This is a genomic window from Achromobacter sp. (assembly GCF_032102605.1).
Classification (GTDB): domain Bacteria; phylum Pseudomonadota; class Gammaproteobacteria; order Burkholderiales; family Burkholderiaceae_B; genus Achromobacter.
Window position 1 is genome coordinate 98,227 of record NZ_DAMDGT010000014.1, and the last position, 21,538, is coordinate 119,764.

19 protein-coding genes and 1 riboswitch are annotated in these 21,538 nt (G+C 65.8%); of the genes, 7 read left to right on the forward strand and 12 right to left on the reverse strand.

Annotated features, from left to right (window positions below; all coding sequences use genetic code 11):
* Positions 1-54: 54 nt before the first annotated feature.
* Genes RT614_RS24120 through RT614_RS24130 form a run of 3 tightly spaced genes read left to right on the forward strand, consistent with a single transcriptional unit; the run spans position 55 to position 1,597 of the window.
* Complete coding sequence (locus tag RT614_RS24120; protein WP_313624694.1) at positions 55-513, forward strand: nuclear transport factor 2 family protein; 459 nt, start codon at positions 55-57, stop codon at positions 511-513.
* A 2-nt stretch (positions 514-515) separates the two neighbouring features.
* Positions 516-1,085, forward strand: a complete 570-nt coding sequence (locus RT614_RS24125; RefSeq protein WP_313624695.1) for a flavin reductase family protein — start codon at positions 516-518, stop codon at positions 1,083-1,085.
* A 5-nt stretch (positions 1,086-1,090) separates the two neighbouring features.
* Positions 1,091-1,597: a nucleoside 2-deoxyribosyltransferase gene (locus tag RT614_RS24130; protein ID WP_313624696.1), complete on the forward strand. Its 507-nt coding sequence runs from the start codon at positions 1,091-1,093 to the stop codon at positions 1,595-1,597.
* 10 nt (positions 1,598-1,607) lie between these two features.
* On the opposite strand, the gene RT614_RS24135 is transcribed toward RT614_RS24130, so the two are convergent.
* Entirely contained in the window at positions 1,608-2,300 is a 693-nt protein-coding gene (locus RT614_RS24135; protein WP_313624697.1) for a TetR/AcrR family transcriptional regulator, read from the reverse strand.
* A gap of 236 nt (positions 2,301-2,536) precedes the next feature.
* On the opposite strand from RT614_RS24135, the gene RT614_RS24140 reads away from it, so the two are divergent.
* Entirely contained in the window at positions 2,537-3,739 is a 1,203-nt protein-coding gene (locus RT614_RS24140; RefSeq protein WP_313624698.1) for an arabinose transporter, read from the forward strand.
* Between the two features lie 42 nt (positions 3,740-3,781).
* On the opposite strand, the gene ribB is transcribed toward RT614_RS24140, so the two are convergent.
* Entirely contained in the window at positions 3,782-4,501 is a 720-nt protein-coding gene (ribB, locus tag RT614_RS24145) for a 3,4-dihydroxy-2-butanone-4-phosphate synthase (RefSeq protein ID WP_313624699.1), read from the reverse strand.
* 111 nt (positions 4,502-4,612) lie between these two features.
* A riboswitch (FMN riboswitch) is annotated at positions 4,613-4,766 on the reverse strand.
* A 112-nt stretch (positions 4,767-4,878) separates the two neighbouring features.
* A complete protein-coding gene (locus tag RT614_RS24150) occupies positions 4,879-5,397 on the reverse strand; it encodes an SET domain-containing protein (protein WP_313624700.1) in 519 nt (172 codons plus the stop codon).
* Positions 5,398-5,504: 107 nt separating this feature from the next.
* Here RT614_RS24150 and RT614_RS24155 point away from each other — a divergent pair, with 107 nt between their 5' ends.
* Positions 5,505-6,425 (forward strand): bestrophin family protein, encoded by a 921-nt coding sequence (locus RT614_RS24155; protein ID WP_313624701.1) that lies wholly within the window; start codon positions 5,505-5,507, stop codon positions 6,423-6,425.
* 16 nt (positions 6,426-6,441) lie between these two features.
* On the opposite strand, the gene RT614_RS24160 is transcribed toward RT614_RS24155, so the two are convergent.
* Entirely contained in the window at positions 6,442-6,912 is a 471-nt protein-coding gene (locus RT614_RS24160) for an Lrp/AsnC family transcriptional regulator (RefSeq protein ID WP_313624702.1), read from the reverse strand.
* Positions 6,913-7,005: 93 nt separating this feature from the next.
* Between RT614_RS24160 and ilvB the strand changes: the two genes are divergently transcribed.
* Positions 7,006-8,832 carry a biosynthetic-type acetolactate synthase large subunit gene (gene ilvB, locus RT614_RS24165; protein WP_313624703.1) on the forward strand — a complete coding sequence of 609 codons (1,827 nt, stop codon included), beginning with the start codon at positions 7,006-7,008 and terminating at the stop codon, positions 8,830-8,832.
* Positions 8,833-8,850: 18 nt separating this feature from the next.
* Here ilvB and RT614_RS24170 read toward each other — a convergent pair whose 3' ends face one another.
* The 5 genes from RT614_RS24170 to RT614_RS24190 all read right to left on the reverse strand — a co-directional run bounded on the left by RT614_RS24170 (position 8,851) and on the right by RT614_RS24190 (position 15,095).
* Entirely contained in the window at positions 8,851-9,630 is a 780-nt protein-coding gene (locus tag RT614_RS24170) for an SDR family oxidoreductase (RefSeq protein ID WP_313624704.1), read from the reverse strand.
* Positions 9,631-9,643: 13 nt separating this feature from the next.
* The gene (locus RT614_RS24175; RefSeq protein WP_313624705.1) at positions 9,644-10,498 is read right to left on the reverse strand and encodes an ABC transporter permease; all 855 of its coding nucleotides are present in this window, start codon (positions 10,496-10,498) and stop codon (positions 9,644-9,646) included.
* A gap of 13 nt (positions 10,499-10,511) precedes the next feature.
* A complete protein-coding gene (locus RT614_RS24180) occupies positions 10,512-11,282 on the reverse strand; it encodes an ABC transporter ATP-binding protein (protein WP_313624706.1) in 771 nt (256 codons plus the stop codon).
* Positions 11,282-12,340 (reverse strand): ABC transporter substrate-binding protein, encoded by a 1,059-nt coding sequence (locus tag RT614_RS24185; RefSeq protein ID WP_313624707.1) that lies wholly within the window; start codon positions 12,338-12,340, stop codon positions 11,282-11,284. The genes RT614_RS24180 and RT614_RS24185 overlap by 1 nt, the downstream gene beginning before the upstream one ends.
* A gap of 118 nt (positions 12,341-12,458) precedes the next feature.
* Entirely contained in the window at positions 12,459-15,095 is a 2,637-nt protein-coding gene (locus tag RT614_RS24190) for a DNA topoisomerase III (RefSeq protein WP_313624708.1), read from the reverse strand.
* Positions 15,096-15,157: 62 nt separating this feature from the next.
* On the opposite strand from RT614_RS24190, the gene RT614_RS24195 reads away from it, so the two are divergent.
* The gene (locus RT614_RS24195; protein WP_313624709.1) at positions 15,158-17,782 is read left to right on the forward strand and encodes a GDYXXLXY domain-containing protein; all 2,625 of its coding nucleotides are present in this window, start codon (positions 15,158-15,160) and stop codon (positions 17,780-17,782) included.
* A 21-nt stretch (positions 17,783-17,803) separates the two neighbouring features.
* Here RT614_RS24195 and gluQRS read toward each other — a convergent pair whose 3' ends face one another.
* From gluQRS to RT614_RS24210, 3 genes are all read right to left on the reverse strand, one after another.
* A complete protein-coding gene (gluQRS, locus tag RT614_RS24200; protein WP_409558516.1) occupies positions 17,804-18,751 on the reverse strand; it encodes a tRNA glutamyl-Q(34) synthetase GluQRS in 948 nt (315 codons plus the stop codon).
* A gap of 18 nt (positions 18,752-18,769) precedes the next feature.
* On the reverse strand, positions 18,770-19,228 hold the full coding sequence (locus RT614_RS24205; protein ID WP_313624711.1) for a DUF494 domain-containing protein: 459 nt from the start codon (positions 19,226-19,228) through the stop codon (positions 18,770-18,772).
* A gap of 250 nt (positions 19,229-19,478) precedes the next feature.
* Positions 19,479-21,503 carry a TRAP transporter permease gene (locus RT614_RS24210; RefSeq protein ID WP_313624712.1) on the reverse strand — a complete coding sequence of 675 codons (2,025 nt, stop codon included), beginning with the start codon at positions 21,501-21,503 and terminating at the stop codon, positions 19,479-19,481.
* Between the last annotated feature and the right edge of the window lie 35 nt (positions 21,504-21,538).

Genomic DNA, 21,538 nt, shown 5'->3' on the forward strand with positions numbered 1-21,538 from the left:
GCTTTGTTTTGTAAACTGGCAGACCGCCAGCCGGCGTTACCTGAGTTGTCCCGTATGCGTATGAAGTGGAAATCGTTGGCCGCATGTTTGCTGGTCGCGTCGAGTTGCCTGGCGGCTACGCCCGGGCTTGCGGCCGCGCCTCAGTCGAACAAGGAAATCGTCGTGGCGTTCTTCCGCATGATGTTCCAGGACCGGGACGTCGAAGAGGCCGTGCGCCGCTACGTTGGCCCGAACTACACGCAGCACAATCCGTACATGCGCGACGGCGTGGGACCGGTGGTGGATTTTTTCCCGGCGTATTTCGAACAGCATCCGCAGGCCATCGTCGAGATCAAGCGCGTGATCGCCGAAGGCGATCTGGTGATGATCCACAACCTGTGGCGCGATTCACCTGAAGACCGCGGTCAGGCCGTGGTCGATATCTTCCGCGTCGAAAATGGCAAGATCGTCGAACACTGGGACGTGAGCCAGGAAATTCCTGAGAACCCCGCCAACAAAAACGGCATGTTCTAGCGTTGTCCATGATCGAACCCGTCGACCTGCCCCGCGCCTACCTGCTTCTGAACCACGGCCCCACCGTGCTGGTCACCAGCGCTCACGGCGAGGCGCGCAACGTCATGGCGGCCGCCTGGGCCATGCCGCTGGACTTCAGCCCGCCCAAGATGCTGGTGGTGGTGGACAAGAACACGTACACGCGTCAGCTCATCGAAGCTTCGGGCGAATTCGCGCTGTGCATTCCGTCGCGGGCGCAGGCGCGCGCCACGATGGTCGTGGGTTCGCAGTCCGGCCGTGACGAAGACAAGTTCCAGGCCAGTGGCCTGTCCACCTTTCCGGCCAGCAAGGTCGGCGCGCCGCTTATCAGCGGCTGCTTGGGATGGCTTGAATGCAAGGTCGTGCCCGAGCCGCACAACCAGCAGGCCTACGATCTGTTCATCGGCGAGGTCGTCGCGGCCTGGGCCGAACCAGAGGTGTTCTCCAACAATCGCTGGCATTTCCCGGACGACGATCGCCGTTCGGTGCATTACCTGGCTGGCGGATCCTTCTTCGCCACGGGCGAAGCCTTCAACGTTTCCGATCCGGAGTAAGTGCCATGCGCAGCGTCTACCTGGCGGGTTTCGATGTCTTTCTGCCGGATGCCGTCGCGCACGGCGAGCGGCTCAAGAAGCTGTGCGCAACCTACGGCTTCGAGGGCATGTTTCCGCTGGACAACGCCGTCCCGCGCGACCTGTCTGGCCCCGAACTCGCGCAATGGATCTATCGCGCGAACATCGCGCTGATCCGTCGCGCAGACATGGTGATGGCAAACCTGAACCCGTTTCGCGGCGCCGAACCCGATTCCGGCACGGCGTTCGAGGTCGGCTACGCGATTGCCTGCGGCAAGCCTGTCTGGGGTTATACCGGCCAGCAGGGTTCGCTCATCGACCAGGTGGCGGTGGGCGCTTCGGCGGACGATGGCGTGTCGCGCATGGTCGATGCGCAAGGCCACACCGTCGAGGATTTCGGTTTGAACCTGAACCTGATGCTGGCGTGCAGCGCGCGCATCGTGAAGGGCGGCGCGGCCGATTGCCTGGCCAGCATGGCCCGCGCGCCCCTTTGACGCACTCGCGCTAGTCGCGCGGCGCCCTGGCCTTTTTCGCAGGGCGGGCGGCAATTGCGGCCTTTGCCGCGCGGCGCGGCGCGGCCTCGGCCGGCGTGCCCAGGTATCCCATTACGGCATCCACGACCGCCCCTTCCAACTGCTGCGGCGAAAAGCCCGCCGGCGGTTCCAGCGCCGCGGCATGCACCAGCGATTCCGTAATACGTAGAACCACATAGGTCGCCAGGTCGCGGTCCTGCTGCGCGATTTCGTCCCGGTGCAGCTCCAGCAAGTGGCGCATGCGGCGATGGATGTCCTGATCGGCGCGGCTGTGCTCGTGCGGCAGGTCAAACAGCGGAAACTCGCGTTCAAGCACGCGATGCAGCGCGGGCTCCAGCAAATGGGCATGCAGCATCGCCTGGACGATGGCGGCCACGCGTTCACGCAGGGTGGCTGCGGGATTGCTGTTCAGCACATCGTCGATCACGTCCAGCATCTGGTTGTCGTGCCGGTTGTGCAGGGCGGCGATCAGCGCATTCTTGTTGGGAAAGTACTGATACAGCGAACCCACGCTGACGCCGGCCGTTTCCGCGATCAGGTTCGTGTTGGTGCCGGCATAGCCGTGCGTGGCCAGAATGCGAGCCGTGGCCTGAAGAATGGTGTCGACGGTGTGCTGGGACCTGAGCTGGCGTGGCGATTTCCGGGGCTGCGGGATGGCGGTCATGGGTGTGGCGAAAGGCGAGTATCAAACGTGAGCAATGGCTCATAAAATTTGAGGCGGGCAATGCGACGGCCGGCGTATCGGCCTACCGGAATCCGGGCATACCGGCATACCGGCATTCGGGCGGCTGACGCTCCGGCGACCGGCGTTGCAATTCGTTCTCCCGCCGTGCGCGGATTATGCCATCGCCTGGATGTGTCCCGACGCCAGGCTGCGACTCACCCTTTCAAGGAAACATCATGTCGAACTCTTCGGCCGCGGCGATGCCAGCGGCCCAGGGAGCCGTGCGCTCCGTATTTTTGCGGATACTGCCGTTGACCCTGGCGGTATTCATCGGCTTTTTCATGGTCGGCTTACCGATGCCGGTCCTGCCCCTGCACGTGGACGGAACGCTGGCGATGGGCGCGCTTGCGGTCGGCGTCGTCGCCGGCGTGCAATTCGCAGCGGCGTTGTTGTCGCGCGCGGGCGCCGGGGCGATGGCCGATCGCCGTGGCGCCAAGCGCGCGATGACCTGCGGCTTTGCACTGGGGGCGCTTGCAGGCCTGTTCTACCTGCTGGCCGACGGACTGGGGGATCAGCCCCAAGCCGCCTATAGCGCCCTTCTGGCGGGACGCGCGGTGATGGGATGCGCGGAAAGCCTGATCGTCACCGGCGCGCTCAGTTGGGGCGTTGGCCTGGTAGGCCCGCAGAACTCGGGCCGCGTCATGGCGTGGGTGGGCGTGGCCATCTACGCGGCTTTCGCGCTCGGCGCGCCTGCGGGGATGCGGCTGTACGGTGCGTCCGGGTTGGCGGGCATCGCGTGGGCCACGGTGCTGATCCCCGTGGCGGCGTTGGCGCTGGTGCTGCCGCAACGCGCGCCCCACGTGGGAGTTGCAGGCGCGATGCGCCCACCGTTCTATCGCGTGCTGGGCCTGGTATGGCTGCCCGGCCTGGGGCTGGCCCTGTCCAGCGTCGGATTCGGCATGATCACCGGCTTCGTCAGCCTGTTGTTCGATGCGCGCGGCTGGAGCGGTGCGGCGTGGATGTTCACGGCATTCGGGGTGGGCTTTATTCTGGCGCGGGTGTTCTTTGCGGGCTTGCCTGACCGGTTGGGCGGCGCCCGGGTCGCGTCGGTCTGCGTATTGATTGAAGCGTTCGGCCAGGGGCTGATCTGGAGCGCGGCCACGCCAGCATGGGCCTATGCGGGCGCGGTGTTGACCGGCGCCGGCTACTCGTTGGCGTTTCCCGCGTTTTGCGTGGAGGCAGTACGCCGCGTTCCCGCGGCAATCCGCGGCACGGCAATGGGCGCGTACGTGGCCTTCCTGGATGTGGCGCTGGGATTGGGCAGCCCCGCCGCCGGTTGGGTGGCGGGCCTGCGCGGCTATGACGCGGTGTTCGCGCTGGGCGGGGCGTGCGCGCTGGCCGCACTGGCAGTGGGCGTCGCGTTACGGCGCAAAGGCTAAAAGCCGCGCCCGCGGTGCGCGGGCGCAAGCATCAAGCCGGGATCAGACGGTTGCCGCCATCTCCAGGACTTCGTCGTCGATGGCCTCTGCCTGGCCATCCTTCAGCTTTTGCAGATGATCGGCCAGTTCCGCGATGGTCAGCGCAACCAGGCCGTGCTGGGCGGCGTAGCGCTCGAGCGCCGCGCCCCGCATCATCGTGCCGTCGGCGTTCATCAATTCGCAAAGCACGCCCGCCGGACGCAAGCCAGCCAATACGGCCAGATCCACCGAGCCTTCGGTGTGGCCGCGGCGGGTCAGCACGCCGCCGGGTTGGGCGCGCAGCGGGAAGACGTGGCCGGGGCTGACGACGTCGTCGGCCTGCGCCGACGGCGAAATCGCGGCGCGGATGGTGGTGACGCGATCCACGGCCGACACGCCGGTGCTGACGCCTTCGCGGGCCTCGATCGACACGGTGAAGGCCGTGGCAAAGCGGCTCTGGTTGCGCTGGACCATCGGGGGAAGTTCCAGCCGGTCCAGCGTGTCGCCGGGCAGGCACAGGCAGACGATGCCGCTGCCGTCGCGGATCAGTTGCGCCATGACGGGCACGGTCAGCTTGTCGGCTGCGACGATCAGGTCGGCTTCGTTCTCGCGGTCGAAGTCATCCATGAGGATGATCGGGCGGCCCAGGCGCAAGTGATGCAACGCGCGCTGCAAACGGGCGGCGAAGGGTTGCGACGCAAGACTGGGAATGGGGGACTGCTGGGTAAAAGCAAGGTTGGACATTGAAACGCTCTCGCAGGTTGTAGGGGCGAAAAACGTTTCAGGGCTAATCGACAGCCGAACGCAATACGGCCTGGCGGGCGCAAGCGCGCCCGGGCAGCCGAGTATGTGCCGGCACATCTTCTCTCATCCGGACTATGACCGTCGGCCCTGGCTTCTCACCAGGTCTGCTGACCCCGGCTTCCTGGAGGAAACCGGGCGCTCGCGGGCTCGCCACATTGCATGGCATACCGCCGGTGGGGAATTGCACCCCGCCCTGAAGACGTACTGCATGTCGTGTTAACGACCGAATGATTGTACGCCTGTCCGGCGGGCCGGATTGAATATGCTTATTGCAGTTGTGGTCTTCGGAAAACGAGAGACTGGCCCTCGTTCCGGGTTCAGGCGGCTTTTGCAGCGTCGGCCGGGGCGGCCTTCTTGCTCTTCTTGGCCGGCAGCGCCAGCATCGTTCCACGGCACGGCGGCGTGCCGCAGAGGCAGCGGTAGCCTTCCTTGAGCGCCTTGGTGATGCGGCCGTCCAGGACCAGGCCGTAGTCGTACGACAGTTCCGTGCCGCGCGGGATGTCCTGCAGCGCCACGATGTAGACGCGCTTGCCGTGCCGGCCTTCCTGGGCCTCGCAGTTGGGCTGGCAGGAGTGGTTGATCCAGCGGGCGTCGTTGCCGTTGTCGCCGCCGTCGATCACGCGGCCGGAGCTGAGCGCAAAGAAGAAGGTGTGGAACGGATCGTCCGGATTGGTGGGATGGCGCCGGTCGGCTTCCTTGGCGCTGATGCGTTCACCGCCGTATTCGATGATGCGCGTGCCTGCGGGGATCTTGCGGGCGGCGAAGACGCCGTTGCCGTGCAGCTTGGAGCGGCGGACGACATACCAGGGCTTGATCAGGGTGTCTTCGGTGGTCATGTGGCGTTGAGTGTGGCGATGAGACGAAACAGAATTATATCGACGGCTTTTTTGCGCGATGACAGGCGTATAGTGAGCGCCGCCTTGTCCCTCGCTTGATATTCATCATGATTGTCCGTCCGCGGCCTTCCGCGCTGGCTTTGTTCTTTGTACTGCGCGGTTCCATCATCCCGCGCATCCTCAGCAGGATCATCGTCATTACGTTGCTCTCCTGCGTGGTCGTGTGGATGTACCACCGACAGCTTTTCTCCCCCGCTCACCTCACCGCAGTGCCCTTCTCGCTGTTCGGGCTGGCGTTGTCCGTCTTCATGGGGTTTCGCAACAACGTCTGCTACGACCGCTGGTGGGAGGCCCGCAAGCAATGGGGCGACCTGATCGTGCAGGCGCGCAGCCTGGCGCGCGAAAGCGCCGTGCTGCTGGCGGCCAGCACCGCCAATCCCGTTCAGGAACGGCTGGTCAGGCGCTGCATCGGTTTTGGGTATGGCCTGGCGGCGCGCCTGCGCGGCCAGGATATGGTCGAGGCGGTGCGTCCGTGGGTGCAGGCGGATGAGCTGGAAACGCTGGCTGGTTGCCGCAACGTGCCCGACGCCCTGCTCATGGCGATCAACCGCGATCTGGCGACCTGCCTGCGCCGCGGCGAACTCAGCGACATTCTTTACCAGGGCCTGACCCAGCGCGTGGCGCAATGCGCCGCCATCCAGGCCGCCTGTGAACGCATCAAGTTCACGCCCTGCCCGTTCGCCTATTCCCTGCTGCTGCATCGCACGGCGTGGCTGTTCTGCCTGCTGCTGCCTTTCGGGCTGGTGGGCACCCTGGAATTCCTGACGCCGGTGGCGGTGACGATCGTCGCCTATACCTTCTTCGGCCTGGATGCGCTGGGCGATGAACTGGAAGACCCCTTTGGCGCGGAAGAAAACGACCTGCCGCTGTCGGCGCTGGCGCGGGTGATCGAGATCGACCTGCTGGAAGGCCTGGGAGTGCGGCCCTTGCCCGAACCCGCGGTGCCGGTGGACTACGTCCTGCGCTAGCGCCAGCTCGGCCGCCTTATCCGGCCGGTCCGGTCAAGGGCAGCTTGGTTTCCTTCAGCCGGCGCAGCACGAAGCATGACTTGCTGTGCCGGATGCCCGGGATGCGGTAGAGCTGCTCGCGCAGCAGGCGTTCGTAGTCGCGGGTGTCGCGCACGGCGATGCGGATGTAATAGTCGTAGTCGCCCGACACCAGGAATGCCTCCAGCACCTCGGGTATCTGCGCCAGCGCGCGGCCGAATTCGTATAGCGTCTCTTCGCTGTGGCTTTCCAGTGTGACGTGGACGATGACCGTGTCCATGAAGCCCAGGCTGGCCGGGTCGATGTCCACCGTGTAGCCCCGGATCACGCCGGCGCTCTCCATGCGCTTGATGCGGTTCCAGCACGGCGTGGACGACAGGCCGACCGCCGCGCCGATGTCGTTCAGGCTGGCCCGCGCGTTGTCCTGCAATACCTTCAGAATGGCCAGGTCAAACTTGTCCAGGTTCATTTTCTTTGATTCCTCCAAATCAAAGATGAATTTACTGCTTCCGCCCGTTATTTGTGGAAAAGAAGATAAAAATTCTTCAGGTCTACGAATAAGATGGATAGCATGAACGATCGCCTGCACCCCACCGCCGCCGCCGCGCTTGCCGCCACCGAATCCCACCCTGAAAACGGGGCGAAATTTCTGCTCGACACGCTGATTGCGCACGGCGTGGACACGGTTTTCGGGTATCCGGGCGGCGCGGTCCTGCCTTTGTACGACGCGCTTTACGCCGAGCCCCGCCTGCGTCACGTCCTGGTGCGGCACGAGCAAGCCGCCGTACATGCCGCCGAGGGCTATGCCCGCACCACCGGCCGCACGGGCGTCGTGTTCGTCACGTCGGGTCCCGGCATGGCTAATACGACTTCCGGCCTGCTGGACGCCATGTGCGACTCGATCCCGGTGCTGTGCATCAGCGGCCAGGTGGCCACGGCGGCCATCGGCACGGACGCCTTCCAGGAATGCGACGCCATCGGCATCTCGCGCTCGGTGACCAAGTGGAACACCCAGATCCGCGCCGTCGACGACGTGGGCAGCGTGGTAAGCCGAGCCTTTGAGCTGACGCGCCAGGGCCGTCCCGGTCCCGTGCTGGTCGACTTTCCCAAGGACGTGCAGCTGGCCGTGCCGCGCGACAGCGACGACGAAGGGCTTGGCCTACCTTCGCAGCAAAAGCTGGCCGCCCTGCGGGCGCGCCGCCAGTCGGGAAAGCTGGCGCCCAAACTGCCGCAGTCGGCCGTGCGCCGTGCGGCCGCGCTGATCGCCCAGGCCAAGCGCCCCATCTTCTATGGCGGCGGCGGACTGGTGAACGCCGGCCCCGAGGCTTGCGAGGCATTCACGGACCTGGTGCGCCACACCGGCGCGCCCTGCACCCTGACCTTGATGGGCCTGGGCGCCTTCCCCGCGTCGGATCCGCAGTTCGTGGGCATGCTGGGCATGCACGGCACGGTGGAAGCCAACCTGGCCATGCACAACGCCGATCTGGTGGTGTGCATCGGCGCCCGCTTCGATGACCGCATCACCGGCAAGCTGTCCGAATTCTGCCCGCACGCCCGCAAGATCCATATCGATATCGATCCCGCGTCGATCAACAAGGTGGTGCGCGTGGATGTGGCGCTGGTCGGCGATTGCCTGCCGCTGGTGCGCGCACTGCGCGCCGAGCTGGGCGACACGCCGCTGGAGCCCGCGCGCCTGGCGCCGTGGTTCAAGCGCATCGACGCCTGGCGCGCCCAGGATTGCCTGGGTTATCAGCCCGCGCCCGACGCCATCCTGCCGCAGCATCTGATGTCGCGCCTGAACGCCGCGCTGACGGGCCGCGACGCCATCGTCTCGACCGACGTGGGCCAGCACCAGATGTGGGCCGCGCAGTACCTGCGCTTTGAAAAGCCGAACCGCTGGCTGACCTCCGGCGGTGCGGGCACCATGGGTTATGGCGTGCCCGCCGCCATCGGCGCGCAGGTCGCGCATCCCGACAAGACGGTGGTCTGCGTCAGCGGCGACGCGTCGGTGCTGATGAACATCCAGGAACTGTCCACCGCCATGCAGCACCAGACGCCCGTGAAGGTCGTGCTGTGCAATAACGGCTACATGGGCATGGTGCGCCAGTGGCAGGAACTGATCCACGGCGGCCGCTACAGCCACAGCTACAACGCGTCGCTACCGGATTTCGTGGCCTTGGCCCGCGCTTTTGGTTGGGGCGCGGCACGGGTGGAAGACCCCGCCCAGCTGGACGCGGCGCTGGCCGAATGCCTGGCGCACGACGGCCCCTACTTCCTGGATGTGGCGGTGACGGCGCAGGAAAACTGCTTCCCGATGATGCCTGCGGGGCACGGGCATCAGAAGATGATGCTGGCCGAAGGGGTCTGGTACCAGGACGAGACGACCTGAGCAGCTGCGTTAGACGTCCTAAAACTGTATCGACAACCCGCCGTCCACGACCAGCACGTGGCCGTTCACATAGGACGCGGCCGGCGACGCCAGAAATACGGCCGCGCCGGCGATTTCTTCCGGTTCGCCCCAGCGCCCGGTCGGGTTGCGCGCGGCGATGCGCGCGCCGAACTGCGGGTCTGCAACCATCTCTGCGTTGGTTTCCGTGGCGAAGGTGCCGGGAGCGATGGCGTTGCTGGTGATGTAGTGCGGGCCGAATTCCGCCGCCAGCGCGCGCACCATGCCCGTCAGGCCCTGCTTGGCCGCGGGATACACCGCGTCGCCGGCGCGCGCCAGTTCGCCTACCACCGACGTGATCGCAATCAGCCGCCCGCCGCCCTGGCGCATCATGCGTTCCGCGGCAAACTTGGCCAGCAGCATGCCGGCCACGAGGTCGGTGTCGATCAGTTCACGGATTTCCGCGGGACTGGTGTCGCGCAGGGTCTTGCGATTGCGCGCGCCCACGTTGTTGACCAGCACATCCAGGCGGCCGTGTTCGTCGTCGATGCGGCGGAAGGCCTGTTCCATGGCGGCGTCGTCGCTGACGTCGAAAGGCAGCGCATGCGCGTCCAGGCCGGCGCCAGTCAGATCGGCCACGGCGGCGTCGACTGCGTCGGCGTTACGGCCGTTGATCAGCACGCGCGCACCGCAGCCTGCCAGCGCGCGCGCGATACAGAAGCCCAGCCCGCGGGCCGAGCCGGTCACCAGCGCAACCTGTCCCGTCAGGTCGAAATTGCGCAGATACGGAAGTGTCGTCATCGATGGGTCTCGTTCATTCCCTGAATTCCGGCGCCCAGTGCAGCAGCCGCCGTTCCAGCCAGGTCACACAATAAACCAGCGCAATGCCGACGATGGACAGCAGCGTCACCGCCGCGAACATGTCGGTGGCGTTCAACGTGGCCAGCGCGGTGATCATCAGGTAGCCCATGCCCGTGGTGGATCCCACGAATTCAGCCAGCACCACGCCGATCAGCGCAAAGCTGATGGCGTTGGGCAACGCCGCGAAGGTCCAGGCCGCGGCGGTGGGAATGCGCACGCGCCACAGGATCTGGCGCGGCGAGCCGCCCAGCGTGCGGCAGAAATCGACAAGCTCGCGCTCCACGCTGCGTCCGCCCTTGTAGGTGTTGAAGAACACCAGGAAGAATACGACGAACCAGGACGTGACCACCTTGGACGCCAGGCCCAGCCCGAAGAACATGGTGATGAGCGGCACGAAGGCGATGCGCGGCATGGAATTGAACGCCACGATGAAGGGGTTGAACACGTCGGCCAGGAAGCGGCTGCGGCTGAGCGTCATGCCCACCACGAAGCCGCTGCCCACGCCCACCACCAGGCCCACCATCGTCGCCTGCAGCGTCAGCCACAGATGCGGCCAGACCGAACGCGGACCGGGTTGCAGCCATTCCCAGAGCCGCACGGCGACGCGCGAGGGCTGGCTGATGAAGAAAGGATCGAACAGCGTGTTCTGCGTAAACCACGGAATGCGCGTGAGCGTTTCCCACGATCCCAGGATGACGGCAAGGATAAGCACCTGCCAGAAAGTGATGCGCAGCCGGCGCGCGACGGCGGCGCGGCGGTCCAGCCGCAGCTGGTCCTGCAGATTGTCGGCGGTATCAATCGAAGTCATGGCGCGTATCGGTTCAGGCGGCGGCGCGGAACTGCTGGCCCAGCACGCTCCAGAGGCTTTGCACGTGGGAGACGAACTGCGGCGTTTCGCGCAGCGTGAAGACATCGCGCGGATGCGGGATCTGGATGCGCTCGTCCAGCAGCACGCGGCTGGGCGGGCCGGACAGCACCACCACCCGGTCCGACAGCAGGATGGCTTCGTCCAGGTCGTGCGTGACCATCACGATGGTCTGGCCCAGCTTGCGCCAGATCTCCATCAGTTCACGGTGCAGGTGCGTCTTGGTGTGCGTGTCCAGCGCGCCGAACGGTTCGTCCAGCAACAGGATGCGGGGCTCCACCGCCAGGCTCATCAGCAGCGCCACGCGCCGCCGCATGCCGCCGGACAACTGATGCGGGAACGCGTCGGCGAAGGCGCTCAGGTGGCCCAGTTCCAGCAGTTCGGCGACGCGGCGTTCGATCCGGTCGGCGGGCACGCCCTGGAACTTCAGGCCCAGCGCCACGTTCTTGCGAACGCTGAACCAGGGCAGCAGCGTGTCCTTCTGGAAGATGTAGCCCAGCGCCGGCGGCACCTGCCCGTCCACGACGCGCCCGTCCACGCGGATCGTGCCGGTGGTGGGGCGCAGGAAACCCGCAATCATGTTCAACAACGTGCTCTTGCCGCAGCCCGACGGCCCCACGATGGAGACGAACTCGCCTTCCTGGATGGCAAGGCTGATTTCGCCCACCGCGTGCGTCGTGCCCTGGCGCGACTGGTACGCCTTGCCCACCTTGTCCAGCGTGATCATCAGAGGCCCCGGGCCTTGCGCACGAAGCTCATGTTCACGCACTTGGCGTACGGCACGGTCTTGATCTCGTCGTTGGAGAACTGGCGGCCGTCGCCCATGATCGCCGTCATGCGGTTGTACGCGTCCTCGGTGATGATGTTGTCGTTGAGGAACACCGTTTCCTTGTAGACGCCCAGGGTTTTCTCAATGGCGGCGCGGGGGAACGCGCTGAGGAAGTCGTCGAAGATCAGGTCGGTGATGGCCGCCGCGCTGTTGGCGGTGATGAAGTCCTGCGCCTTGACCATCGCGGTGACGAAGGCCTGCACCACTTCCGGCCGCTTCTGTATGGTGTCTTCAAGCGTCAGGGCCGCGATGCCGGGGACGTCGCCGCCCATGAACTCGTTCCACGAGCTTTCGGTGGTGGCGTCGAAGATGGGCACGCCCCAGCCTTCCTGGCGGGCCTGTTCCATCATGGACATCGTGGCCATGCTGGCGGCCACCGAACCCGTCTTGAGCGCGCCCAGCATCGTCGCCAGGTCGCCCAGGGGGCGGATGTCGACCTTGTCGGCCACGCCGGCCTTCTGCATCAGGTACAGCGCCATCAGCCACGTGCTGGACTGCGGCTGCGTCGCCCCGACGCGCTTGCCCGCCAGGTCCTTCAGCGACTTGATCTTGCCGCTTTCGTAGTCGTCCCGGCGCACGATGACGTTGGCGTAGGTGAGCTTGCGGTCGAAACCAAAGATCAGCGTGGCCGGCTTGCCTGCAAGGGTCAACGCGGGCGCCGCGGTAGCCGCGGTGGCGCCGAAGGCGATCTGGCCGGCGGCCAGCAATTGGTTGGTGCGCGGGCCGCTTTGCGAATTCAGGTATTCGACCTCCAGGCCGCCTTCGCCGAAAAATCCTTTCTTTAGTGCAACGTAGCCGGCCGCGAAAAAGGGGTCGATGCTGCCCTGGCCGTAGACGACCTTGCCCAGCTTGGGCTGCGCAAACACGACGCGCCCATTGAAGAGGCCGATGCCGGCCAGCGCGGACGCGGCGGCCAGAACGCGGCGGCGGGTGGTGAAGTCGGAGCTACGGGTCATGTCGTCCTCGGTGTGATCGGGTTGCAGCTGTTTGGCGTAAACAATACCCCAGCGCATGCCGCCCAACAATGTAAAACGCCCGGTTTCCCGGGCGTTCGTGACTGCGGCGCGTATCGGACTACGCCGCCGTCTTCTTGGGCGCGGCCTTTTTCACGGCCTTCTTGGCGGCGGTTTTCGTGGCCGTCTTGGTCGCGGTTTTCTTCACCGCGGCCTTCTTGGCCGGCGCCTTCTTTGCCGCCGTTTTAGTGGCTGTCTTTGTGGCCGTCTTCGCCGCCGTCTTGCCCGGCGCGCGGCCGGGCTTCTCGGGACGCGGCTCGAACTCGAAGCCGATCTTGCCGTCCGGCTGGCGCACCAGGAACGCCTTGAACTTGCGGTTCGTGCGGCTGGAGACAAAGCCGTCGAGAAGATCCGTGCGGCCGTTGGTCAGCAGCTTTTCCATCTGCTCGCGCGAGATTTCCTGCTGCAGGATGACCTTGCCCGAACGGAAGTCGCAGGTCTTTTCCGGACCGACGGACTTTTCGCAGACGTAGCTCATCCCGTGCTCGAAGACGCGCGACTGGCATTTCGGGCACGAGCCCACCGGCGTGTGGCCGGTGAAGTCCACGGCTTCGTTGTCGTCCTCGTCGTTCTGGCCGAAGTCGAACTCAAGCTTGTATTCGTCGCTGATGCGCAGGATGGCGGCGAACGGCCGGCCCATCTTGCTGATGAAGCCCTGCAGCGGACCGATCTCGCGCTTGGCCAGCAGCTCTTCGACTTCAGGCAGTTCGAACGTGCGTCCGCCCGGGTGCTTGCCGATCGAGAAATCGCAGGCCGTGCAGGCAAAGCGCCGGTAGTTTTCCTTGACGACGCTGCCGCACTTGGGGCACGGCGTCTGCAGCGTGGCGTAGTCGCCCGGGACCGTGTCGCGTTCGTATTCCTTGGCGCGCTTGACGATGACCTGGGTCATCTGCGCGATTTCGCGCATGAAGGCCTCGCGGTCGAGTGCGCCCTGCTCGATCTGCTTGAGCTTGTGCTCCCATTCGCCGGTAAGTTCGGGCGAGGTCAGTTCGGAGACGTCCAGGCCGGACAGCAGGGTCATGAGCTGACGCGCCTTGGCCGTGGGCACCAGGTCGCGACCTTCGCGGCGCAGGTAGACCTCGTTGAGCAGGCCTTCGATGATGGCCGCGCGCGTGGCCGGCGTGCCCAGGCCGCGCTCGGACATGGCTTCGCGCAGTTCTTCGTCGTCCACCAGCTTGCCGGCGCCTTCCATGGCCGACAGCAGCGTGCCTTCGTTGAAGCGCGCCGGCGGCTTGGTCGACAGGCCGACGGCTTCCACGTCCTCGGTGCGCACGGTTTCGCCGTCCGCCACGGGCACCAGGTTGGCGTCCTCGCCCTGGGCTTCCTTGCCGTAAACGGCCAGCCAGCCCGGATTCACCAGCACCTTGCCGTCGGTGCGGAAGCGATGCCCCTGCACTTCGGTCAGGCGGGTCGTGACGCGGTATTCCGCGGCGGGGAAAAACACCGCCAGGAAGCGCTTGAGCACCAAGTCGTAGAGCTTGGCCTCGGCCTCGCTCAAGTCATGCGGAATCTGCAGCGTGGGAATGATCGCGAAGTGATCCGACACCTTCTTGTTGTCGAAAATGCGGCGATTCGGCTTGACCCACTGCTGGCTGACGACGGTGTCCGCGTGGCGCGACAGGCCGCCCACGGCGTTGGAGCCGCCCTTGGCCAGCGCGCGCATGGTTTCCTGCACCGTGGTGATGTAGTCCTCGGGCAGGTAGCGGGAATCGGTACGCGGATAGGTCAGCGCCTTGTGGCGTTCGTACAGGGTCTGCGCCAGCGCCAGCGTGGTCTTGGCGGAAAAGCCGAAGCGGCCGTTGGCCTCGCGCTGCAGCGACGTCAGGTCGTACAGGGCCGGCGACATCTGGCTGGACGGCTTGGATTCCTCGGTGACGTTGCCCGGCTGATCACGGCAGGCCGCAACCACGCTTTGCGCGGCGGCTGCCGACCACAGGCGCGATTCGCGCTTTTCGGGGTCGCGTTCGTCCTTCTTGAATTGCGGATCGATCCAGCGGCCTTCGTAGAGGCCGGCGGCCGCGACGAACGAGGCGCGCACTTCCCAGTAGTCGCGCGGCACGAAGCGGCGGATGCGCTCTTCGCGTTCGGCCACGATGGCCAGCGTGGGCGTCTGCACACGGCCGACCGGCGTCTTGAAGAAGCCGCCGTCCTTGCTGTTGAAGGCGGTCATGGCGCGCGTGCCGTTGATGCCCACCAGCCAGTCGGCTTCGGCGCGGGAGCGCGCGGCCGCTTCCAGCGGCTTGAGCTGCGTATCGTCGCGCAGGTTGGCGAAGGCCTCGCGAATGGCGGCCTGCGTCATGGATTGGAGCCACAGGCGCTGGATGGGCTTTTTCACGCCCGCGTACTGAATGATGTAGCGGAAGATCAGTTCGCCTTCACGCCCCGCGTCACAGGCGTTGATGATGGCGTCCACGTCCTTGCGCTTGGCCAGCCGGACGAGGAGCTTAAGACGTTCGGCGGACTTTTTGTCAGTCGGGCCCAGTTCGAACGCAGGCGGAATCACGGGCAGGTGCGTGAAGCTCCACTTTCCCTTGACCGGATCGTTGGGCGCGACCAAGCTGAGCAGATGGCCGATGCTGGAAGCGAGCACGTAACGTTCGCTTTCAAAATAGTCACCCTCGCGCGCGAAGCCTCCCAAGGCGCGTGATATATCCAGGGCAACCGAGGGCTTCTCGGCAATAATCAGCGTTTTATTCATGTGTATCCAGTGGCGGTAGTCCCGCCGTAGTAGCGCGGATAATAAGATCGGAGATTCGCCAGATGCAAGTCGGCACTGAAAGACAAGCGGGATCCGAACTGCACGCTTGGCGTCAATTCCTGGCGCGAAGCACCCTGTGGCTAGGCGTTTTGCTGCTGGGCAGCGCCGCGGTCTGCTGGGTGGCGGCCAACTGGCAGGACATGACAAAAATGCAGCGTTTCGCCGGCGTGCAGGGCCTTCTGGCCGTCTGCGCGCTGGCCGCCGCGTGGGCCGGACTGCGCTTGCGCGCCCGGCCGAGCGTGCGGCGCAGCATCCCCGGCGCGCTGCTGGCTCTGGCTGGCATCCTGCTTGGCGCCCTGCTCGCGCTTTTAGGCCAAACTTACCAGACCGGCGCCGACACCTGGGAGTTGTTCGCCTGGTGGGCGGTGCTGTTGCTGCCGTGGGCGCTGGCCGCCGGCAGCCAGGCCGTCTGGCTGTTGTGGGCGCTGGTCCTGAACCTGGCGGCGGCCTTGTGGCTGGGTGAACGGGTGTTCACGTGGCTGATGATCTTTGGCGGCCCGGGCTTGCCCAGCCTGTTCATCGCGGCCTTGAACCTGCTGTTGCTGCTGGGTTGGGAACTGGCCGCGCACCGGTGGCGCGCCAGCACGGTTTTCGGGCCCCGCATTCTTGCCGCCATCACGATCAGCGTGCTGGTGCTGGCCCTGATGTTCGGAGACTCCATCGTCGAAGGCCTGGGCACCTACAACGGCATCGCGTGGGTCGCCGCGACCGTCGGGCTGGGTCTTTACTATCAGCGCGGCAGGCGTGATTTGGTCATCCTGGCCATGCTGGCCGCGGGCGTCATCTGCGTGTCGCTGCGCGTGGTGGGCGAATGGCTGTGGCGGCTGGAGCCCGGCGTCTGGGCCGCGCTGCCGCTGGCCGCGCTGCTGATGGCCGAAGCCGTGGTGGCCGCCCGCTGGCTGCGCGGGCTGAGCAACGAACCGTCGCCTGCCCTGCCGGCAGCGGACGCCGAACCGGCCGCCGCGTCGGCCGGCAATGCCGTGGACCCCGCCGATTCCGGCTCGCCCGTCGCGCAGCTTGCCCCGGCCGCCGTGCCGCGGGCCGAGCCGCCCTGGTACGTGCAGTGCCTGCTGGGCCTGAGCGCCTGGCTGGCCACATTGCTGTTGCTGGTGTTCGTTGCCTTTTCGAACCTGATCACGACCGAAGGCGGCGCGCTGGTGGCCGGGCTGGTGCTCTGCGCCGCCGGGGTGGCAGTGCTGCGCAGCGACGCCGGACCCTTCTGGCGACAATGCGGCACGGCCATGGCGTTCACCGGCCAGATCCTCATCGTCTTCGGCCTGTCCAGTTCCACGTCATTCGCCAGCGCCAGTTTCTTCGTGCTGCTGATGGCGGCCGCCGTCTACGCGCTGGGGCCTGACGTGATCCTGCGCTTTCTCAGCGGCCTGTTGATCGCCCTGGCGAGCGCGGCGCTGATCTGGCGAGGGCTGTCGCCCGACCTCATGCAGGAAGACCTGATGGAAGCCTGGTTGCGCTTCGACGCGACGCGGGCCACTTTCCTGTGGCTGCCCATCGGCGTGATCGGCGCATGGGCCACTGCGGTCATCATCACCGTCAGCCACCGGGTGGGCGCAAGGCGCGGGCATGCGCTGCAACCGTTGGCGTGGGCTTTCCTGCTGTCGGTGCAGGGCATGGTGTGGCTGGCCAGCGGCATTTCCGTCATCGAGCTTCCCGCCATCTGGCAACTGGCGCCGCAGACGGCCATCCTGATCGTGGCGGGCGCCCTGCTGCCCATGGCCGCGGCGCTGGCCGTGCTGTGGCCGCGGCGCAACCTGCTGACGGGCAGCGTCACCTGGGGAGTTCCGATCGCGCTGTTGTTGCTGGCGCTGTTCTGGCTGCCCAGCCCGGGAGTGGGTTTTGCGCTGGCGTGGCTGCTTCTGGGTTTCGGCCTGAACCAGCCCCGCGTGATGATCTTTGGCGCGGCAAGCCTGCTCGTCTACCTGGGCGTCTATTACTACCAATTAGAGCTGCCGCTGCTGCAGAAAGCGCTGTGGCTGGGCGGCGCCGCAGTGCTGTTCTTCGTATTGCGGGCGGCGGTGTGGCTGGTGCCGCGCCTGATGCGCACGCAGCCCCCCGCGCAGCCGCGAGTGATGCCGCCGGTGTCCGGCGTACTGCGTTGGCGCACGCTGGGCATCCTGGCGGGTCTGGCGCTGGTGCTGGTGGCCGCCAACGCGGGTATCTGGCAGCGCGAAAAGCTGCTGGCCTCGGGCAAGGTCGTCATTCTGGAATTGGTGCCGGTTGACCCCCGGTCGCTCATGCAGGGCGACTACATGGCGCTGAATTTTGCGGCCGGCCGCGAAGTGACGCGCCTGCGGCTGGGCGGCGCCCAGGCCGAAGCCGACACCGTCATGGGCTACGAGCCTGACGGCTATGTGATGCTGACGCCGGACGCGCGCGGCGTCGCCCAGGCCGTGCGCATCCAGTCCGACGTCCATCCGCACACGGACGGCGAGGTCCCGCTGCGTTACCGTGTCCGAGGCAACGGCGTGCGCATCGTCACCAACGCGTATTTCTTCCCGGAAGGCCAGGCCGCCCGTTACGAGGTCGCCAAATATGGGGAACTGCGCGTCGCCGACGACGGCGAGGCCTTGCTGGTCAGAATGCTGGGGGCGGACTTGCAGCCGCTGTAGGCGGCTGTGTGGCCTGGGTGGTCAGCGCGGAAAGCGCTCGGCCCAGCGCGCCGTCGCTTCCCGCAGGAACGGCGCGACGCCTTCCGCAGGGAACGGCGTAAACCCCAATGCCCTCCAGGCGGCCTGCAAGGGCTGCAGAGGCGCGCCGGTGTCGATGGCCGGTGCCCCGTTCTGCTTGGACAGCTTGAGGCCGCTGGCGGCGTCCAGGATCAACGGCACATGCATGTACCGCAGCGGCGGCAGGCCCAGCAGCCTGCCCAGCACACGCTGCCGGGCTGTGGAACTGAGCAGGTCGGCGCCGCGCACGACGTCCGTCACGCCCTGCGCGGCATCGTCCACCACCACGGCCAACTGGTAGGCCCATAGGCCATCAGCCCGCCGCAATGCGAAATCCCCCACCGCCTGCGCCACGTCCTGTTCCTGCGGTCCCAGCCAACGGTCCGTGAAGTGTTCCACGCCGTCCGGCACGCGCACGCGCCAGGCGCGCGCCTCGCGTCCCGGCGGCAGGCCGTGGCGGCAAGTCCCCGGATAGGCCCGTTCGCCATCGGCGCCGGGCGCCGTCTGGCCGCGCAGCGCCGAGTCGGCGATTTCCCGGCGTGTGCAGCCGCAGCCATAGATCAGCCCGTGTGCGGCCAGGGCGTCAAAGGCGGCCTGGTAGACCTCGTTGCGATGCGATTGCCAGATGACTTCGCCATCCCACGCCAGGCCAAGGGCTTCCAGCTGGCCCATGATGACCCGGTCCGCGCCGGGAACCGTGCGCGGCGTGTCGACGTCTTCGATGCGCAGCAGCCAGCGTCCGCCCTGGGCGCGCGCGTCCAACCAGCTTGCCAGCGCGGTCGCCAGAGAGCCCGCATGCAGCGGGCCGCTGGGGCTGGGAGCAAAGCGGCCGACGTAATTCACAGGGATGGATTTACAGGACTGGACCCGCGCGACAACGCGCGCGGGGGAAAGGACGGGTGACGATGCCAGGGGTGCGGCGGCGCAGGCTTAGTGCAGCAGGCGCACGCCGTCTTCGTCCAGCAACTCTTCCAGGACCAGATTGTCGATCTCGGCCTCTTGGCTCCAGAGCACCATGAGGGCAATGATCTTGATCTTGGATAGCGGCACCGGCGTTTCCGGGGATGCAAGGCCCCGGTCGATGACGATTTCGCGCAGGGGCGCGGGCAGCACGCCGGCCGATTCCAGGAAGGCGATGAAGCCGATGGATTCGGTGCCGAGCTGTTGGTATTCGTTGTCGGTGTAGATGCGGGTGCCGGAAGTAGGCGCCTGTGCAAGATCCACACAGCGTTCGGTGGTCTCGGCCAGCCCGTACAGCCAGCCGAGCGCGTCGTCGATGTCTTCGTGCTCGAAACCGGCGGCGGCGAGCCGCTTGGCGAGCACATCGGCAGCAGGACAGGCCTGCGGCGTGTAGTAATTCTCGAACAGATAGACCAGGATATCGAACATATGGCGCAGTTTGTGCCTGTTTGCACAGTCGGCCCGCATATCGGCAGACCAGCAAACATGAATTTTACTTTACGCCGATTTATTTTGCCGGGCAACCGTCGGAAAGGCGGGTGTTGTATGGCGTCCCTTTGCCGCAAAAACGGCTCGTTCCACCCCCAAATAGCGCCAAAATGGTCGATTCCGTTGGATCAGGGCGGATCCCGGGGATCCGCCCCTTTTTGCCGTCAGCCGGCGCAGGCGCGTGACGCGGTCAGGCCGATTTGGGCGAGTTTTCCAGTTTCAGTTCCGCCACTTGTCGGATGAATACCGGGATGCAGATCGCCAGGCCGATAAGCCCGCTGGCCAACCCGGGCAGGATGGTCAGCAAGGCGCCGATGGTGCACAACCACCGCTCCCAACTTTTCATCCCGACCAGCATGTAGCGCGAGAACGCCGCCGACAGCAGCACCAGCCCGACCATGCAGCCAAACAGCGTCACGAAGAAGTCGTACCACGTGAAGCCTTGCACCGATATGAGCAGAGACGGCGAGAACACGAACACGAACGGAACGATCAATTTGGTGATGCCGAGCCTGAACGCGGTGTTCCCCGTCTTGAAAGGGTCGCTGCCCGCCATGCCCGCCGCGGCGTAGGCCGCCAGGGCAACCGGGGGCGTAATGTCCGCCAGGATCCCAAAATAGAACACGAAGAAATGGGCGGCGATGGGTTGCACCCCGAGCTGCACCAGGGTGGGTGCGGCCACGGCCACCATGATCAGGTAGTTGGCCGTGGTGGGGATGCCGCAGCCCATCAGAATGCAGACCAGGCCCGTCATGACGAGCGCCGCGACCAGCGTCAGCGATTGCATGTTGGCCACGGTGTCCGGAATGACCATCGATGCGACGCCGGCGATGGACTGCGCCGCCGAGATCACGATGTACGAGATCTTGAAGCCGACGCCGGTCAGCGTCACGACGCCGATCACGATGCCGACGGTTCCCGCCGCGGCGCCCACCGCCAGCGCGTATTTGGCCCCCGTTTCGAAGGCTTCATAGAGATCGCGCCAGCGCAGCCGCTGGAACGGGTTCAGCAGGCCCACGATGATGCAGCCGGTGATGCCGGCGAAGGCGGCCAGATACGGCGTGCGGCCGCTGGCCAGCACGCCGATAAGCAGAACCAGCGGAATCAGCGTCGGCCAACGCATCTTGAACGACTGCTTGAGCTTGGGCATTTCCTCGGCGGTCAGGCCGCGCAGGCCCTCGCGCTTGGCCTCGAAATGCACCTGCATGAACATGCCGAAGAAGTACAGAAACGCCGGAAAGATGCCGGCGATGGCGATCTGCTGGTACGGAATGCCCAGAAATTCGATCATCAGGAAGGCGGCCGCGCCCATGATGGGCGGCGTGATCTGGCCGCCGGTGCTGCTGGCGGCTTCCACGCCCGCAGCGAAATGTCGCGGATAACCGATGCGGATCATGGCCGGGATGGTCAGCGATCCCACCGTGACCGCGTTGGCCACCGACGAGCCGGACAGCATGCCGAACATGGCCGAGCCGAAGACCGACACCTTCGCCGGGCCGCCGGCATAGCGGCCGGCGATCGTGGAGGCCACGTCCAGGAACAGCTGGCCCAGCCCGATACGGGTGGCCAGCACGCCAAACAGGACGAAGTGGAACACATAGGTCGCCACCACGCCTACCGCCACCCCGTACACCCCCTGGCTGGTCAGGTACATGTGATTGACGATCTGGGACCAGTTGTTGCCCGCATGCTGCAGCAGCCCGGGGAAATACGGACCGAACATGGCGTAGGCCATGAATACCAGCGCAATGATGGGCAGCGGCCAGCCCATGGCGCGGCGGGTGGCTTCCAGCAGGCCGATCAGCAGGATCGAGCCCATGACGACGTCGATCGGCAGGGGATTGCCCACGCGGAACGCCAGGTCTTCGAAGATATAGGGGATGTACAGCACCGACAGCGCCAGCGCGATAGCGATGATCCAGTCGTAGAGCGGAATGCCGCCTGGTGTGAACCACGTGGATTTGGGCTGGCGCTGGTAATGCGACTTCGAAAAGCCGAAAACCAGGAAGATGAGACTCAGCACGAAGGCGAGGTGAACGCCACGGTGCGTCGCCTCGCGCAGCAGGCCAAAGCCGGCGGTGTAGTAGTGAAAGATCGAAAGCGTGACCAGCAGGCCGGAAACGATCCAGGTTGCTGTCTTGTCCAGCGGCCGGAAGCGGATTTCCGAGTCGTACTTTTCCGCCAACTGCTGGGTTTTGTCGTGATCAATTTCCATCGCGGTAATTCTCAAGGTGTTCCAGCAAGCAGGGC